The 318-nt window shown below is 36.2% G+C and carries 1 pseudogene; it reads right to left on the bottom strand.

Features of this window, described 5'->3' with window-relative positions:
* Positions 1-280: pseudogene (locus tag ACSG5Z_RS30090) on the bottom strand (hypothetical protein); the annotation flags it as partial.
* Positions 281-318 lie beyond the last annotated feature (38 nt).

Here is a 318-nt window from a genome sequence, read left to right as displayed (position 1 = left end):
ATTCGTCGGCAGCGTCAGATGTGTATATGTGACAGGAACCATAACGATTCACAAACGCGATTACCGCAATTTCAGATAATGAAACTAAAATCATATTAATACTCGCTGGAATTCCGAGTCGTAACAATAGCTTCAATAACTCCCTATCCATGCGAAGATATTTCCTTACCGTACTATCTAATTGTAGTGGGTGTTTTTTCTTCTTTAAATACACCAACATGACAATAAACGTAATAACTGTAGAAATAACAGAAGCATAGGCTGCTCCATACACATCTAATTAAGCAGCTCCTAACCATCAAAACATAATAATAGGTA

The sequence above is a fragment of the Bacillus pretiosus genome, assembly GCF_051294775.1.
GTDB classification, from domain to species: domain Bacteria; phylum Bacillota; class Bacilli; order Bacillales; family Bacillaceae_G; genus Bacillus_A; species Bacillus_A wiedmannii.
This window is presented reverse-complemented; position numbering and strand designations above follow the sequence as displayed.